This window comes from Vibrio genomosp. F10 str. 9ZD137 (assembly GCF_049974785.1).
Classification (GTDB): Bacteria; Pseudomonadota; Gammaproteobacteria; order Enterobacterales; family Vibrionaceae; genus Vibrio.
The window spans coordinates 1-2,125 of the sequence record NZ_JBNGCJ010001052.1; the positions used below are offsets into that span (position 1 = coordinate 1).

The 2,125-nt window shown below is 45.6% G+C and carries 1 protein-coding gene and 1 pseudogene; one reads left to right on the forward strand and one right to left on the reverse strand.

What is annotated here, in order from left to right; translation table 11 throughout:
• A partial coding sequence (locus tag ACP45E_RS22300) for an Ig-like domain-containing protein (protein ID WP_141707495.1) occupies positions 1-1,542 on the forward strand: 1,542 nt, incomplete at its 5' end.
• A 151-nt stretch (positions 1,543-1,693) separates the two neighbouring features.
• On the opposite strand, the pseudogene ACP45E_RS22305 reads toward ACP45E_RS22300, so the two are convergent.
• Positions 1,694-2,125, reverse strand: a pseudogene (locus ACP45E_RS22305) (BCCT family transporter); the annotation flags it as partial.

A 2,125-nucleotide genomic window follows, 5' to 3' on the forward strand; every position in this document is an offset into this window, starting at 1 on the left:
GTCGAGGCGACAGACGATACCCAAGTAGAGCGTGTTGAAGTAAAGCTGAACGGTAAAGTGGTGAAAACGTCGACAACCCCTTCGGATGATGATGTGTATACCATTACGATACCGGCACAAAAAGAAGGCCAATACACACTCACGGTTGTCGCTTATGATGATCAAGAGGCAAGCGCAGAAACCGCGCCGATGTCTATCGCAATCACCGACAAAGATCTGATGGTCTCACTCTCTTCACCAGCAGATGGTTCAAGTTTCGTTGAAGGGCGCGCTATTGCAATGAAAGCGGATGCGAAGAGCTACGAAGGTGATATTGCGTCGGTAACCTTTATATCAAATGGCAACACGCTATTTAAAGACACAGAGGCCCCTTACGAATACGAATGGTTAGGCGCTCAGTCGGGCAGTTACGCTATTTCAGCTAAAGCGGTGAACACTGCGAACCAAGAGCAGACTTCTGCACCATCGAACATTACTGTGGAAGAAAGTACCAGTGGCGGCGGTGGCGGTAGCCTAGTGGGTAACCCAGACCGATCAATCAGTTACCTCACATCATGGGGATTAAACGACTACGAAGAACTGTTTAATTCGAAAGGCGATGGCTACTTGTTGTCATTTGGTCAGTGGGATGCCAGCGGTAATATTACTATCTCAGATGGTATGGTCTCAGTGCCTAATTATAATTCAGATTGGATGCCTTCTCAGTACTTGTCGTGGACGACCTTAAAACATGAGCACAGCAATGCCACTATGATGGTTGCATTCGGTGGTCAGACGTATGAAGGTATTTGGTCGGCAATCAGCACAGAGCAAAGCCGAGAAGCGGTCGCCAACGGTCTGGTAGAGTTAGCCAATACACCATTCCCTGTTTACAAGAAAGACCTGAAGCCTGAAGAGGTTGTGGGCGAATGTTTGGCAACAGATTGGAATGGTGACTGTGATTACAGTAAATACCAATTAGCGGGTTATGTTCAAATTGATGGTTTGGATTTCGACTTCGAAAAAGCGGCTCGAATCACCGACAAAGAGAACCAAGATCTCGCGGCGCTGATAAAACTGGTCCGTCAAAAGGTAGGCGATAGAAAAGTTCTCTCTTTAACCACTTACCACGTAGGCGCAGACCCAGTTGAGTGCGAGGATGACAGTGTATTTGAACATTGTTCTTACATTGAACCATCTGGTCGTTCATCTCACCATGGTGAAGTGATTGATCTATTAGAAGACACGAAGCATGACTTTGATTTCTTCAACGTGATGACTTACGACGCAGGTGAAAACTTCCTTTATAAAGTGGCAATGGAGAACTATGCGAGACACATTGGAGACAAATCGAAAATTGTTTTAGGCAATACGATTAACAGCCAATGGGGACCAGATGGCAATTTTGTTGAGACTCGTGATAATAACCTAGAGCGAGCAGCATGGCAGAAAGACAACGGCTATGGCGGCTTCTTCATGTGGACGCTTGGTGCTAGCAATCAAGGTCTATCCATGACAGAGCAAGTGGAATATTTCAACGATATGATTGACGTCAGTAAATAGTGTTGTCTATTCAGCTATTTAAATAATCCACTTTAGATTGGTGGAATGAAAAAAGGCTCACAGCAATGTGAGCCTTTTGGCGTTAGGGTAAGTGCCAAGTTTTAGATAGTTAACATCAATCTAAAATGAATGGATCGCGTCATGGCGATGCTCAAACGAGTGGCAGATCTGCGACCACTTGATCGAACGCTATTCGAGCTTTTTGTGCTTGTTCAGACAACTCAATCTTTTTCGCTTGAGCGGCACTTAGGTTACTTTGTGCCGCTTCAAGTGTTTGTTGGAGCCGTACCGGAAGTTTATGCTCATCCATTTTGGCACCTTGTTCAAGAACATAGGCGCGGATCTCTTTTTTCACATTCATGAGCACGCTGTAAGCCTCACGTTCAAGTTCTGCCGCTTGTTGTGCCGCATCTTTCTCTTTTTCAAACCGAGCCAGTGCGATACCTTCCGAAGACCAAGGATCCATATCTGGCAGTTCTTCAATATTAATCGTAGGTTCTATGTAATCATCTTGGTGGCGCAAGTCTAGGCTGGTCGCTCGAACCGCAGAAACCATCAACATGACAGAAATAACCAACAACGG